This window comes from Hymenobacter taeanensis, from assembly GCF_013137895.1.
Taxonomy (GTDB): domain Bacteria; phylum Bacteroidota; class Bacteroidia; order Cytophagales; family Hymenobacteraceae; genus Hymenobacter; species Hymenobacter taeanensis.
Window position 1 is genome coordinate 2,265,162 of sequence record NZ_CP053538.1, and the last position, 13,338, is coordinate 2,278,499.

General features: G+C 55.0%; 11 protein-coding genes. 7 read left to right on the forward strand and 4 right to left on the reverse strand.

The window, feature by feature from the left end:
• Positions 1-5 precede the first annotated feature (5 nt).
• The gene (locus HMJ29_RS09655; protein ID WP_171591285.1) at positions 6-965 is read right to left on the reverse strand and encodes a hypothetical protein; all 960 of its coding nucleotides are present in this window, start codon (positions 963-965) and stop codon (positions 6-8) included.
• A 165-nt stretch (positions 966-1,130) separates the two neighbouring features.
• Between HMJ29_RS09655 and uvrA the strand changes: the two genes are divergently transcribed.
• The gene (uvrA, locus tag HMJ29_RS09660) at positions 1,131-3,968 is read left to right on the forward strand and encodes an excinuclease ABC subunit UvrA (protein WP_171591286.1); all 2,838 of its coding nucleotides are present in this window, start codon (positions 1,131-1,133) and stop codon (positions 3,966-3,968) included.
• Between the two features lie 80 nt (positions 3,969-4,048).
• Here the strand turns inward: uvrA and HMJ29_RS09665 are convergent, their stop codons facing one another.
• The 3 genes from HMJ29_RS09665 to HMJ29_RS09675 form a co-directional block, all read right to left on the reverse strand.
• On the reverse strand, positions 4,049-4,552 hold the full coding sequence (locus HMJ29_RS09665) for a cupin domain-containing protein (protein ID WP_171591287.1): 504 nt from the start codon (positions 4,550-4,552) through the stop codon (positions 4,049-4,051).
• A 78-nt stretch (positions 4,553-4,630) separates the two neighbouring features.
• Positions 4,631-5,689 (reverse strand): LacI family DNA-binding transcriptional regulator, encoded by a 1,059-nt coding sequence (locus HMJ29_RS09670; RefSeq protein ID WP_171591288.1) that lies wholly within the window; start codon positions 5,687-5,689, stop codon positions 4,631-4,633.
• Between the two features lie 111 nt (positions 5,690-5,800).
• Positions 5,801-7,075 carry a sugar MFS transporter gene (locus tag HMJ29_RS09675; RefSeq protein WP_171591289.1) on the reverse strand — a complete coding sequence of 425 codons (1,275 nt, stop codon included), beginning with the start codon at positions 7,073-7,075 and terminating at the stop codon, positions 5,801-5,803.
• Positions 7,076-7,674: 599 nt separating this feature from the next.
• On the opposite strand from HMJ29_RS09675, the gene HMJ29_RS09680 reads away from it, so the two are divergent.
• The 6 genes from HMJ29_RS09680 (at position 7,675) to prmA (ending at position 13,258) form a co-directional block, all read left to right on the forward strand.
• Entirely contained in the window at positions 7,675-8,748 is a 1,074-nt protein-coding gene (locus HMJ29_RS09680; protein WP_216634105.1) for a LacI family DNA-binding transcriptional regulator, read from the forward strand.
• A 264-nt stretch (positions 8,749-9,012) separates the two neighbouring features.
• Complete coding sequence (locus tag HMJ29_RS09685) at positions 9,013-9,666, forward strand: response regulator (protein WP_171591290.1); 654 nt, start codon at positions 9,013-9,015, stop codon at positions 9,664-9,666.
• Between the two features lie 149 nt (positions 9,667-9,815).
• Positions 9,816-10,631, forward strand: coding sequence for a TspO-related membrane protein (locus HMJ29_RS09690; RefSeq protein ID WP_171591291.1), 816 nt, complete (start codon positions 9,816-9,818; stop codon positions 10,629-10,631).
• Positions 10,632-10,713: 82 nt separating this feature from the next.
• Positions 10,714-11,478, forward strand: coding sequence for a triose-phosphate isomerase (gene tpiA, locus HMJ29_RS09695; protein WP_171591292.1), 765 nt, complete (start codon positions 10,714-10,716; stop codon positions 11,476-11,478).
• Positions 11,479-11,653: 175 nt separating this feature from the next.
• Positions 11,654-12,031 (forward strand): 7(1) septoil knot domain-containing protein, encoded by a 378-nt coding sequence (locus HMJ29_RS09700; protein ID WP_244678952.1) that lies wholly within the window; start codon positions 11,654-11,656, stop codon positions 12,029-12,031.
• Positions 12,032-12,421: 390 nt separating this feature from the next.
• The gene (prmA, locus tag HMJ29_RS09705) at positions 12,422-13,258 is read left to right on the forward strand and encodes a 50S ribosomal protein L11 methyltransferase (RefSeq protein WP_171591293.1); all 837 of its coding nucleotides are present in this window, start codon (positions 12,422-12,424) and stop codon (positions 13,256-13,258) included.
• Positions 13,259-13,338 lie beyond the last annotated feature (80 nt).

Genomic DNA, 13,338 nt, shown 5'->3' on the forward strand with positions numbered 1-13,338 from the left:
TAAAACTAGAATGCTACCGCGGGTGCTATTTTCTGAAAAGTAGTAGGGACAAGTTTCAGGGCATGTATGGTATTGCTTATACAGTCAGGCGCGCTATAGTTAGTGTAAATGAATAGCGGCCTGCTTCCCAGGGTAGTTTCCTTATAGCCGATACCAGGAGCTGGCTTATACCAGTCAAACAAAAACTTCTTCTTTCCTGCCTTGTCAGGATAGGGGATTGGTACATGAGGTTGATGTTTGAGCACGTACAGGCTGGTCTCCACTAAAATATCCTTCCATGTTTTCACCTCCTTGATAGTGCCATCAGGCAATCGGAGTTGCTTTGGTTTCTGGTTAGGCAATTGGCGCAGGTTTAATTGCTGCAGTTCTATGAAGCCAGGTAACACATCTGCTAAGGCCAATTTACCCTTATTAATGCCTTCCACAGCAGGTAGTACGGCTAGGCCAATAGTTTCGTCGGCTAATATTGGTGAAATTCCGTGGCCACTTTGAGCGGCATCCAGCCACTGAATTAACTGCAGGGCGGCGGGAAGTAAATCATCCGTTATAGAGAACGTAATGGCTTCGGTGTTGCCTTTGTGTAGATTGGAGTAGCAGTGCCACTGCACACCATCGGTAATGAAAACGGTTTGGACTTTGAAGCCCAGCGCATAGCCCAGGACTTTGCTTACATAGCCGTGTTTATCGAGACTGGCACCGAGGCATTTTGCTTCTATCACCAGGCGCGGGTTGCCAGAGGCATCATGTAGCAGATAGTCTACCCGCAGTTCACTACCGATTATCCGTTCGGGTTCCACCATCTGCACATTAGCCGTATCCCAGCCAAGCGCCCGTAATACGGGGTCGATGAGAGCGGCTCGGGTAGCTGCTTCGTTTTTGCGCAGTAGCGCGGCATTGGCTTCAGCGCTGGCTCGAACAGCCAATAAAACAGAATAAAGCGAAGCTAATGGGCTGATAACCGGCATTGAGAAACAGTAAATAGAGCGTAGTGCAATGTTACTGAATTGTGAGGCGCTACGTATCCGTTTCTGGAGTTGAGGTTTCACTCACCTCTCAATCCCCGTACCTTTGCCCATTGAAACCGCAGTGGCTGGAAACCAAACCCCGGCCTGCGGCTGTTTACCCGTTCTATGGCCGACAACTCCGTTCTGCAAGTAGCCGCCCCGGCGGCCGACCCCATTGACCAGCTCGATCCGCGCGAGTTTATTCTGATAAAAAACGCCCGGGTTCATAACCTTAAGAACCTGAGCGTAGCGCTGCCGCGCAATAAATTCATCGTTGTCACGGGCCTATCGGGTTCGGGCAAGTCGTCGTTGGCCTTTGATACGCTGTACGCCGAAGGGCAGCGGATGTATGTGGAGAGCCTCAGCAGCTACGCCCGCCAGTTTCTGGGCCGCATGGATAAGCCCGATGTAGATTATATCCGGGGCATCTCGCCGGCCATTGCCATTGAGCAGAAGGTCAGCATCAAGAACAACCGCTCCACGGTAGGCACTAGCACCGAAATTTACGATTACCTCAAGCTGCTCTTCGCCCGCGTAGGCCGCACGTACTCGCCCGTGAGTGGGGAGCAGGTCCGCAAGGATAACGTGGCCGACGTGGTGGACTACCTCATGCACCTGCCCGAAGGCACCCGCGTGATGCTGCTCTCGCCGCTGCTGCCCGCTGAGGACGGGCGTCCCATGAGCAAGGAGCTGGACTTGCTGCTGCAGAAAGGCTACAGCCGCGTGGTGGTGAATGGCGAAACGGCCTTCATTGAAGAGCTGATTGCCGAAGGTCAGCCCGAAGTGAAAGGGGAGGTCTACATCATGATTGACCGAGCCGTAATTCAGCCCGGCGACGAAGATCTGATGTTCCGCCTCTCTGACTCAGTGCAAACGGCTTTCTTTGAGGGCCACGGTACCTGCCTGGTGAAGCTCGACGACGAAACCCGCATCTTCTCCGACCGCTTTGAGCTGGATGGGGAGGTGTTTGAGGAGCCCAGCGTCAACTTTTTCTCTTTCAACAACCCCTACGGAGCCTGCCAGACCTGCGAAGGTTTTGGCTCGGTGCTGGGCATTGATGAGGACCTGGTGATTCCGGACAAGAGCCTGACGGTGTACGAAGGCGCTATTGCTCCGTGGCGCACCGATAAGCAGAGCGAGTGGCTGAAGCCCCTGCTCAAAAACGGTATTCGCTTCGATTTCCCGATTCACCGGCCGTATAATGAGCTAAGTGAAGCTGAGCGCAACCTGCTCTGGAAGGGCAATAAGTATTTCGAGGGCCTGGATAGCTACTTCAAGTGGGTGGCTACTCAAACCCACAAAATCCAGTACCGCGTGCTGCAAAGCCGCTACCGGGGCCGCACCACCTGCCCCGACTGCCGTGGCACGCGCCTGCGCAAAGACGCCCAGTACGTCAAAATTCAAGGCCAGAGTATTACCGATCTGGTACTGCTGCCCGTAAGCCGGGCGCTTGAGTTCTTCCAGAACCTGGAGTTGCCTGAGCACGAGGCGAAAGTGGCCGAGCGCCTGGTAACGGAAGTTACCAACCGGCTGGAGTACCTGAACCGCGTAGGCCTGGGCTACCTCACCCTCAACCGCCTGAGTAGTACGCTCTCGGGTGGCGAGAGCCAGCGTATTTCGCTGGCTACGTCGCTGGGCTCGGCGCTGGTGGGCTCCATGTATATTCTCGATGAGCCCAGCATAGGCCTACACCCCAAGGATGCCGAGCAGCTGATTGGCGTGCTGCGCTCTTTGCAGCAGCTCGGCAACACCGTAATTGTGGTGGAGCACGAGGAGAAGATCATGGAGGAAGCCGACCAGATCATCGACATTGGCCCCGAGGCGGGCAGCGGGGGCGGTATCCTGCAGTTCCAGGGTACCTACGAGGAAATTCTGCGGGACACCAAGTCGTATACCGGCCAGTACCTGAGCGGCAAGCTGGAGGTGGCGGTGCCCACAACGCGCCGCCCCTGGCGCAATGCACTGGAGCTAACGGGTGCCCGCGAAAACAACCTCAAGAACGTTTCGGTGAAGTTTCCGTTGAACGTGATGACGGTGGTAACGGGTGTATCGGGCTCGGGCAAGTCTACGCTGATTCGCCGCATTCTGGCGCCGGCCCTGCTTAAGCAGCTGGGCGGCGGAGCGGGCGAGGCCACCGGCAAGTTCGACCGCCTCACGGGGGTAAACGGGCAGGTAACGCACGTGGAGTTCGTAGATCAGAACCCCATCGGCAAAAGCAGCCGCTCCAACCCGGTAACCTACGTGAAGGCCTACGACGCCATCCGGAGCCTGTTTGCCGATCAGCAGCTGGCCAAGGCGCGCGGTTTCAAACCGTCGCACTTCAGCTTCAACATTGAAGGTGGCCGCTGCGAGGTGTGCCAGGGCGAGGGTCAGGTGAAGATTGAGATGCAGTTCATGGCTGATATCTACCTGACTTGCGAAGCCTGCGAGGGCCGCAAGTTCAAGCAGGATATTCTGGACGTGAAGTACCAGGACAAGAGCATCAACGAGGTGCTGGAAATGACCATCGAGGACAGCATCACCTTCTTCAAAGACCAGCCAAAGATTGTGGAGCGCCTCAAGCCGCTGGATGATGTGGGCCTCGGGTACATCCGCCTGGGCCAGTCGGCGAATACGCTTTCCGGTGGTGAAGCGCAGCGCGTGAAGCTGGCCTCGTTCCTGACTAAGGGCAATACCCTGCAGAACGATAAGATCTTGTTTATCTTCGATGAGCCCAGTACTGGCCTACACTTTCACGATATCAATAAGCTGATGAAAGCGCTCAATGCGCTGGTGGAGCAGGGCAACTCCGTGCTCATCATTGAGCACAATATGGACATCATTAAGTGCGCCGACTGGGTTATTGACCTCGGCCCGGAGGGCGGCATTAATGGTGGCCACCTGCTGTTCGAAGGCACTCCCGAGGAAATGGTAAAGCTTAAGGATACTAACCATACGGCCCGGTTCCTGGCCGAGAAGTTGTAAGTGGCCTGGGCCAGTATAAAAAACAAAAAAGGTGGCCTACAAGCGTAGGCCACCTTTTTTGTTGTGCTGTGATGGTACAGTTACCGGCCGAAGTCGTCCTGCACCCGCACAATATCATCTTCGTCGGAGGGCTGCTGGGCATCGGTGTGCTGCCAGATTTCGGCAATGGTACCCCAGTCGTCTAAGCCTATCAGGCGGTGCCGCTCGCCCTGTTGCAGCACAATCTGCTCGCCGGGGCCGTAGGTTTTCAGCTCGCCTTCTTCATCGGTAGGGCTCGTGATAACGCCCACGGTACCGCTTACCACGCGCCAGATTTCGGCGCGGCGGTGGTGGTACTGCCACGAGAGGCGCTGGTGAGGCGCTACCAGCAATACTTTAGGGCTCAGCTTACCGGAAATTCGCAGGTTATCCACCGATAAGCCATCAAAATAGATGTTGGCAAATGCCTGGGCCTGGTCTTCATCTAACACAAAAAAGCCACCCCAGGGGCGCGTTTGGTCTTGCTTCGTGATGCCAAAGCCTTGCTGGCGCAGCTGGTGCTCAGTCTGTTGAAACAGCTCCTGTTTAGACAGGTCAGAACTCATAGAGCGGAATGTGAAGGGGAGAGAATAATACAAGCAAGTAAAAATGCCCCGTGAGGGGCCTAGGCCACTGTAGCGGTGCTAGCGCGGCTCCCGCGGCTCATGCGAAAGATGCAGAGAAGAGTCTCGGATGATAAGCTCAGGCTTCAGAATGAGGTGGGGCGGCACGTAGGAGGGGCCACGCTTGAGCAGCTGCAAAAACAGGCGCACAGCCGTTTCGCCCATCTGCTCTGCCCGCTGGTCTACTACCGTCATTTGGGGTTGGGTCATGGTAGTGAAGGGCTCATTGCTGAAGCAGGCAAACGCAATATCCTGCGGTACTCTGATTGCCTTTTCGCGCAATACTTCCAGTGCCCCCACCGAGGGAATAGCGTAGGCGGCAAATACCCCATCGAGGGGTGGGTCGAGGGCCAGCAGGTGCTGCATGCCCAGGCGGCCGGCCTCATGGGTGAGGGCCGGCAGGGAATACACTTGCTCTTCTTCCTGGTAAGGCAGGCCGTGCGCTTCCAAGGCAGCTTTGTAGCCAAGGAAACGGTTGCGGCTGGTGTTAAGGTGCTGGGGGCCGGCCAAGTGCGCAATGCGCGTGCAGCCCTGTTCAATGAGGTGGCGCACAGCCTGGTAGGCACCCTGAAAATCATCCAAGATAACGGCCATGCTTTGGGGCAGCTCTGGCACCCGATCAAAAAACACGAGGGGCACCCCTTGCTGGCGCACCTGCTCAAAATGCTGCAAATCTGTTTGAGTATTGGCAGAAACCGATACCAGAATGCCCTCAACCTGAGCGGCCAGCAGGGCCTCAATGTTGCGCTTTTCCCGGGAAAGATCTTCGTTTGATTGGCACAGAAGCACGTTGAAGCCCTCACGAGTAGCTACCTTCTCAATGCCATTCATCACGGCCGGAAAGAAGTAGCCTTTGATGTGCGGTACAATGACCCCCAATGTTTTGCTGTGGCCTTTGCGCAAGGCGGCAGCCAACTGGTTGGGGCGGTAGTTGAGTTCCTTGGCCACCTGGCGCACGCGCTCTTTGGTGGCCTCACTGATGTCGCGGTGGTCAGCCAGGGCCCGCGAAACAGTAGAGGTAGATAGGTTCAGGTGGTTGGCTAAGTCCCGAAGAGAGATTTGCTGCTTTCTGGAAGACATGAGTCAGGGTGTTAGGGGAAAAGCGTTACCGCCAGTGTCAAAACAACTACACCGAGCGCAAAAGGACTAATGAATTTCCCACAGCACAGCAGAAATCGGCAGCTCAGGGGGCTAGGCCACTCCGGCTCGGCGGCTACCGCGCAGGCCATACCACATGATGTATAGGTAGCACACTGCCGGCAGCAACAGGGCCAGGCGTAGGCCGCTATGGTCGGCAATGAAGCCAAAAAGCATGGGTATTATTGCGCCGCCTACTACGGCTGTGCATAGGAGGCCTGAGCCTTCTGCGGTATGGCGGCCTAGGCCTGCCAGTGCCAATGGGAAAATCACGGGCCACATAATAGAATTCATCAAGCCCACGGCCAGCAGACTATATGTAGCAACTTCTCCTGAGGTGTTAACCGAGATAAGAATAAGAACTACTGCGCAAACAGCATTGAAAGCTAACAGTTTAGCTGGCGATACTTTGTTGAGTAAATAAGCCCCCATAAAGCGACCCACCATGGCAGTGCCCCAATAGAAGGTCACGCGCCTGCCTGCAGCTTCGGGGTCAAGGCCTAGCACATCGGGCAGGGCGAGGTAATTAACTATGTGCGAGCCAATGGCTACCTCGGCACCTACATAGGCAAAAATGCCCACTACGCCCAGCACCAGATGGCGGTAGTGCCAAGCCCGCGTCGAGCTGGCATCCACAGCCGCTACTTCATCCGTGGCAGGCTCAATATGCGGCAGATTAACCTGGCTCAGGAGCAAGCTGATAAGCAGCAAGGCCGTACCGATGATAAGGTAGGGCGTCTGGACTGCCGTTACATCAATGGAAGCTGCACCAGCCGCCGTATTAAGCTTAGGTAAGCGGCTCAGGATAAGTGCGCTACCCAGCAAAGGAGCCAAAGTGGTACCCAGTGAGTTGAAAGCCTGCGTGAGCGTAAGCCGCGAAGAGGCTGACTCGGGTGGGCCCAAAATAGCTACGTAAGGGTTGGCGGCTACTTGCAGAATTGTAATACCAGAGGCCAGCACGAAAAGAGCGCCCAAAAACAAACCGTAAACCCGTTGGGCCGCCGCGGGGTAAAACAAGTAGGCCCCAACGGCCGCTACGCCAAAGCCAATAAGCATACCACGCTTATAGCCAACGCGGCTCACAAGCTTGCCCGCCGGAATGCTTACCAGAAAGTATGCCCCAAAGAAGCATAAGTTGATAAGATTGGCCTGCGCGAAGGAAAGCTGGAAAATGGCCTTCAGATAAGGAATTAAGATGTCGTTCAGGCAGGTAATAAAGCCCCACAGAAAAAACAGCGTAGTCACGGCGGCCAGCGCTGAAGTGTAGCGCTGCTGAGTGCCTGAGCCGGTTGCGGAAACTGGAGGTAACGTGGGAGAAGGGGAAGCCATAGTAAAAGGAACAGAGCGGGTGGGATATAGGAGAGGGAGAACTACTACGTGCTAGATGGGCTACCTAATGTAAGCGTGGATATGCCCCGTAAAGTAGCCGTTTTTTAGAGCGTTGTGGTGTGGTAAGGGGGCGCGAGGTTGCCCCAGAGCATTAGGCCAAGCCTGAGTGTGTGCAGGTTGCTAAGGACAAGGAGCTCATACGGCAAAGGGGGCATGTTATTTAAAAAGGCTGTTGCCGTGGCTGAGTAAGGCGGATAGTTGAGGTGATGGCATCTCACGCTTTAATAAAACCTTTTAGCAACAATACCACATTACGTATTATCATCTTGATTTGAGTTGATATTGCTGTGGCAGTGTAGTTAGGTATGTGATAAGAATAGAAGCAATATATTAATTCACAGATAATTGTGTGGCGGCGTACCTGTGCTTTAATCCTTTCTTGTATGCGAAGGGCATAGCGGAATTGCTTCCGTTGTGCACTGCCCGCGGCATTTTGCTGGAATACGGCAGCCAGTAGCAACAAGTGAGTGGCCTACGTGCTTAGGTAATGCATAGCATTGGTCAATGATGAAAGAGTTACGGAGAGAGTTGTCCTACCTTTGGGTAACCAGCCCCTGAAGCCCAACATGAGCAGCAAAGTGAAAAAACGGACGTTGATTAATGATATAGCCAGTCATTTGGAAGTGTCCATTGCCACGGTATCATTGGTGCTGAACGGTAAAGCCAAGCAAAGCCGCATCAGTGATGCCGTGGCCGAGCGGGTGCTGAAATACGTGGAGGAGGTAGGGTATAAGCCCAACCATTTAGCTAAAAGCCTGCGCACGGGCAAAACGCACGTTATTGGGCTGGTAGTAGAAGATATATCTAACCCCTTCTTCGCAACGGTTGCCTGGCTGATAGAGAAGCAGGCATTTGAGCGCGGCTACCGCATTATTTACTGCAGCACCGATAACGACCCCGCCAAAAGCAAGGAGCTGATTAGCATGTTTCGGGAGCGGCACGTAGATGGGTTCATTATTGTGCCCTCTGACGGTATTGAAGACGAAGTGCAGAATATTCTGCGTGAGCAAACACCCACCGTTCTATTCGACCGTTTCCTGCCTGGCCTGGCTACCAATTATGTAGTAGTTGATGGCGCTCAGGGTACTTATAAGGCGGCGCAGCACTTACTGGAGCAAGGCTTCCGCAATATTGCTTTCGTCACCACCAACTCAGTGCAGACCCAGATGGAAGCGCGCTTGGCCGGGTACACCAAGGCACTGGAAGAGCGGGGGCTAGCCCCCAAGGTGAAGCGCGTGGTAGCCTCTAAAAATGCAGAGCCTCTCATTGCTGAACTCCATGCTTTTATTCAGGAAAACCGAGACTCCTGCGATGCTATTATCTTCTCAACTAACTACCTGAGCATTTACGGACTGGAGGCTATTAACCGGTTGCAGCTGCAGATTCCCGCAGACATAGCCGTAGTATCCTACGACGACCACGACCTGTTTCGGCTTTACACTCCGGCCATTACCGTAATTGCGCAGCCCATAGAAAGTATTGCTAAAAACGTAATTGATATTCTGCTGGAGCAGTTGCAACAACCCAACGACCACGCAATGGTCAACGACAACCGCATTGTGCTGCCCACCGCGTTGGTTGTTCGTAAGTCATCTGTAAAGCAGCAAGAGTAGGCCACTGCCCCACAAACGGGCCGCCTGGGGTAATGTAAGGCCTGGGGCTACCAGCAGTTACTTGGGCTACGGATGGGTGGCCATCCGGCAAAACTTTCCTTCGCCATACTTGTCTGAAGGAAAGGGGATACGGTTGTGCTACCGGTCACCTACTATTTAAGCTCATCTTAAACAATTGTGCTTACGTACTAACTTGGTGCCCTCGCTTCTTTTTGAACCGGGCTTGGCAGTGCCAGGAAAGAGTGAGTTAAGTGTATTGAAACTATGATTCGGGTACTTCTGGTGGATGATCATTCTATTGTACGGAATGGCATCCAAGCGTTGCTTGCTCAAGAGCCCGATATTGAAGTAGTCGGGCAAACCGATAATGGGCAGAGCCTATTGGAGCTTCTGGCTCACACGCCCACTGATATCGTGCTGATGGATGTGGCCATGCCCGTGCTCGATGGCTTTGCCACTATGCCCTTGCTGCAAGAGCAGTTTCCGGGGGTACGGGTACTGGTGCTGTCAATGCTAGGCCATGAAACCGATGTGTACCGGATGATGCAGGCCGGCGCGGCCGGGTACGTGATGAAAAATGCCGAGAGCCAAGAGTTTGTGTATGCTATCCGGATGGTAGCCACCGGGCGCCCTTTTATGTGCACCGAGCTGGGCCTGAGCCTGCTGCAACGGCTGGTAAAACGCCCCAACCCCGACGTAATTCCCGGCACCAAGCGCCGCCCCGGCAACCTAACCGAGCGGGAAAAGGAAGTGCTGCAATTACTGGCCGAAGGTTTCACGAATGCTGAAATAGCTGAGAAGCTCTTCACCAGCAAGCGCACCATTGAAACCCACCGCCAGAATATCATTGAGAAAACGCAGGTAAAAAACACGGCCGCCCTTATGCGCTACGCTGTTAGCCATGGCCTAATTGCCTGAAGCTGCACTGCAGGCGCGCTAAACTGCGTAGCTCCTGCAGCTTGTCAGCACAACGCAGTTACGCACAGAAGCCACTACCCCACGGTTAAATAACTACCGGGGTAGTGGCTTCTGTGCGTACTTGCGGCTCTATTCTGCTTTCTTCGCTTATGCCTGCTCCTCTAGAACCTGCTTTTGATGCCCTCACGGCGCCTACCACCAGTAGGGCTTGGCGCTGGGCCGCTACTGCCGCTATTATCGGCAACATTGCTCTTAACTACGTATCGCAGCGCTTCCCCTTCAATGGGCAAACCAACGCGCAGGTTTCGTATAAGTACCCCACACCGCTCACGCCCGCGGGCTATGCGTTCAGCATTTGGGGGCTGATTTTTTTGAGCCTGCTGGCCTACGCGATATGGCAGCTGCGCCCTGCCCAGCGCCGCAACCTGCTGCCCGACGCCGTAGCTCGCCCCTTGGTGTGGGCCAACCTCCTGACGGGCCTCTGGCTGGTAGTTTTTGCGTATGAGCTCCTGGTACCCAGCATGCTGGTGATGCTGGGTATTCTGGCAAGCTTGGCAGTAGTATATGGCCGGGCCCGCCAGCTGGTACGCCGTGCTGATGCGCCCTGGTACAGCAGCATCCCGTTTGGGCTCTATCTGGGCTGGATTTCAGTAGCTACCGTGGTAAACGTAACGCTGGCACTGGGCACCAAATGGCAGCCCGATGCGGAACTGAGCCTGCAGTTAGCCATTGTGCTGGTGGGCATCACGGCGGGTCTGGCCCTGAGTGTTACCTGGCGCTTTGCAGAGCTGGCCTACCCGGCCGCCGTAGCCTGGGGCCTGCTGGGCATTTACGTAGCCCGCCGCCCCAGCCCCGATACGGAGGTGCTGGCCATTATGGCCCTGGCCGCCGCTGTGCTGGTGGCTGTGCTAGGCCTGGGGCTCACGTGGTGGGGAAGCAGGAGGACAAGTAACGCTGGGCACTGAGCAGCCTTTGCGTATCTGGTACTCAGTACTAATTGCTCATTGTTCTAACTTGCGCCAACTCCCAACCTCAATCCTTTCCGCTATGCGTAAGAATATTGTGGCCGGTAACTGGAAGATGAACACTACCCTCCAGGATGGCCAAGCGCTGATTTCCGAAATCGTAAATATGGTACAGGACGAAGTCACTGGCTCCAATGTGGAGGTGGTGGTGTGCCCGCCCTTCCCGTTCCTGACTACCATTGGCAAGCACCTGCCCAGCGGTGGCCTGATTCACCTGGGTGCTCAGAACTGCCATCAGAAAGACAGCGGCGCTTATACCGGTGAGGTTTCAGCCCGTATGCTGCAATCGGTAGGGGTAGAGTACGTAATTCTAGGCCACTCAGAGCGCCGCCAGTACTTCCGCGAAGATGATGAGCTGCTGAGCCAGAAGCTGAAAGCTGCTCTGGCTGCCGGCCTGCAACCCATTTTCTGCGTGGGTGAGTCACTGGAGACGCGCGAAGCCGACGAAACCTTCGACTACATCAGCAAGCAACTGAAAGACGGGTTGTTTCACCTCTCCAACGAGGAGTTTGACCAGGTGGTGGTGGCCTACGAGCCCATCTGGGCCATCGGGACCGGCAAAACGGCTACCAGCGCACAGGCGCAGGAGGTGCACGCCTTCATTCGGGAGCAAATTGCGCGCGCCTACGACGCCGAAGCAGCCCTGAACACCACCATTCTGTATGGTGGCTCGGCTAACGCTCAAAACGCGCGTGAGCTGTTCAGCCAGCCCGACGTAGACGGCGGCCTCATTGGTGGCGCTTCGCTTAAGTCCCGCGACTTCACCGACATCATCAAGTCATTCTAGGCCAGTTCTTGAGCTATTATTCCGAGCAAAGTGAGGAAGCGTGGTTTGGGCCTAAAGGCTGCCTCAGCTTTCTCGCTTTGCCTGGGATGATAGTTTATACTGGCCTAGCGGAGCAAGCGAACTAAACGCGGCCGGATAATTGTCCGGCAGCAAAAGACTTGTCTTCATTCTCTTTATGCTTTCCACGCTACTTGTTTCTGGGCTATTGGCGCTGAACCCGTTTCAGCCGGCGCCGCGCGTGCCCCTAGCGGCCACTGCGGTAACATCCGTTGACCCATGCCGCATCTTCGGGACCGTGTACTTAGAAACCGACCCACGCCGGCAGAGCCGCTGCTTTGGCTCGGTGTACATGGAGCCCGAAGCAGATTTTGCTGATCTGATGGTGTTCAAAGAAACCAGCAAGCTCTTCGCCGATAAGGTAGGCCTGTGGTACCTCGCCGATTCTCCGAATTTCGCCGATTACGTGCTGTTCGTCACTGATAACCGCAACCTCGCCGACTTCAGTATTCAGTTCACAAAGTCGCGCTCCTACGCTGGTTGCCGGAAACAGTAGGCAATGCTCATTGCCTGATTCAGTAACACGCTCTTCTCGTATTTTGAGAAGGGCATGTCAGTGAATCAGGTTGCGTGGATAATAAGCAACAGGAACGCGAGGGTTCGACTCCGATCAGCATGACGTTCGTTCATTGTCTCAAGCCCTTGTTATCGGCATAGCTTAGCAAATAAATTTACTGGGTCATCAGTAGTGAGATAAGCGGCTATTTCCCGGGCCTGCCTGCGCATTGGCTAAGCGTAATGAAGGTAGCCTACGCCACCAGCTTTGGCCTGACTTGAACGCCTAGGCCAGTTCCTCCAGGCCAAATCTGTATTTTTGCGCCGGAATTGCCGTCCTGATTTGTTGGGCGGCAATTTCCTTTTCTCTTGATACCACTTGCCGCCCCACATGGACTTTGTAGAAGTAACCGTAAAAGCTCCTCGCGAGCTGTCTGATATTCTGGTAGCCGAGATGGCTGAGCTAGGCTTCGATACCTTCGAAGACAACGACGAAGGCTTCTGCGCCTACACCACCGAAGACGTATTCAACCCCGACGACGTGGCCGAAATCATGAGCCGCTACCTGGGCCTGGGCGAAGTGGGCTACACGCACCGCGTAATTACGCGCCAGAACTGGAACGCCGAGTGGGAAAAGAACTTCCAGCCCCTGGTTATTGCCGATAAAGTATCGGTGCGGGCTCCTTTTCATGAGGCGCGCCCCGACCTGGCCTACGAAATCGTGATTATGCCGCGCATGTCCTTCGGCACCGGCCACCACGATACCACGGCCCTCATGATTACCAACCAGCTCGACATCGACCATCAGAATAAGCGCGTGCTGGATATGGGCTGTGGCACCGGCATTCTGGCCGTGATGGCCGTGCATTTGGGAGCCGATTACGTGCTGGCGGTAGATGTAGAGCCCTGGACCGCGGAAAATGCTGCCGACAACGCCGCCGAAAACAACGTGCAGGACAAGGTAGAAGCTCGCCTCGGCGATGTAACGGCCCTAGAGGGAGAGAAGCCCTTCGATATTATTTTGGCTAACATTAACCGCAACGTGCTGCTGGAGGATATGCCAGCGTATGCCCAGTACCTTAAGCCGGGCGGCCCTATCCTGTTCTCTGGCTTTTATGAAGAAGACCTTCCCCTTATTCAGGAGGCCGCGGAAAAGGCCGGTTTCCGGTACGAGAGCCACCGTACCCAGAACCACTGGGTATCAGCTGTGTTCCGCCAGCCAGTCTAAAAACATACCACCTCAGTGTGGAGAAATATATATAGCGTTTTAGGAGTTAAAAGGCTGGTTCTGAGGAATCGGCCTTTTAT

Excerpts from the sequence above, each read along its gene's own strand:
- HMJ29_RS09655 (WP_171591285.1), bottom strand. The coding sequence starts at position 965 with ATGCCGGTTATCAGCCCATTAGCTTCGCTTTATTCTGTTTTATTGGCT.
- uvrA (WP_171591286.1), top strand. The coding sequence starts at position 1,131 with ATGGCCGACAACTCCGTTCTGCAAGTAGCCGCCCCGGCGGCCGACCCC.
- HMJ29_RS09665 (WP_171591287.1), bottom strand. The coding sequence starts at position 4,552 with ATGAGTTCTGACCTGTCTAAACAGGAGCTGTTTCAACAGACTGAGCAC.
- HMJ29_RS09670 (WP_171591288.1), bottom strand. The coding sequence starts at position 5,689 with ATGTCTTCCAGAAAGCAGCAAATCTCTCTTCGGGACTTAGCCAACCAC.
- HMJ29_RS09675 (WP_171591289.1), bottom strand. The coding sequence starts at position 7,075 with ATGGCTTCCCCTTCTCCCACGTTACCTCCAGTTTCCGCAACCGGCTCA.
- HMJ29_RS09685 (WP_171591290.1), top strand. The coding sequence starts at position 9,013 with ATGATTCGGGTACTTCTGGTGGATGATCATTCTATTGTACGGAATGGC.
- HMJ29_RS09690 (WP_171591291.1), top strand. The coding sequence starts at position 9,816 with ATGCCTGCTCCTCTAGAACCTGCTTTTGATGCCCTCACGGCGCCTACC.
- tpiA (WP_171591292.1), top strand. The coding sequence starts at position 10,714 with ATGCGTAAGAATATTGTGGCCGGTAACTGGAAGATGAACACTACCCTC.
- HMJ29_RS09700 (WP_244678952.1), top strand. The coding sequence starts at position 11,654 with ATGCTTTCCACGCTACTTGTTTCTGGGCTATTGGCGCTGAACCCGTTT.
- prmA (WP_171591293.1), top strand. The coding sequence starts at position 12,422 with ATGGACTTTGTAGAAGTAACCGTAAAAGCTCCTCGCGAGCTGTCTGAT.